Origin of the sequence: Oceanospirillum linum (genome assembly GCF_001995095.2) — a bacterium.
GTDB classification, from domain to species: Bacteria; Pseudomonadota; Gammaproteobacteria; order Pseudomonadales; family Halomonadaceae; genus Oceanospirillum; species Oceanospirillum linum.
On the sequence record NZ_MTSD02000169.1, the window covers coordinates 1 to 412 of the forward strand.

Below are 412 nucleotides of genomic sequence, written 5' to 3' on the forward strand. Positions count from 1 at the left end.
CCCCTATAAACACAACGAAGGTCAGTTTGAAGTGCTGGTGCCGCTGCGCAACGCGAAGTTTGCCTTCCAGCCGGACTGGCCTGCATTAACTAACCTTGATATTGAACTGGACTTTATTAACGACGGTTTATGGATGAAAACCGATGGCGTTAATCTGGGCGGCGTGCGCGCGAGTAATCTTACCGCAGTGATCCCTGACTACTCAAAAGAAAAACTGCTGATTGACGCTGACATTAAAGGTCCGGGTAAAGCCGTTGGCCCTTACTTTGATGAGACACCGCTGAAAGATTCTCTGGGTGCGACCCTGCAAGAACTCCAGCTCGACGGCGATGTGAATGCTCGCTTACATCTTGATATCCCGCTGAACGGCGAACTGGTAACCGCGAAAGGTGAAGTGACGCTGCGTAATAAC

The 412-nt window shown here is 50.7% G+C and carries 1 protein-coding gene; it reads left to right on the forward strand.

What is annotated here, in order from left to right:
* Nucleotides 1-412: YhdP family protein (locus BTA35_RS17170; protein ID WP_202931324.1), on the forward strand; the 412-nt coding region annotated here is incomplete at both ends.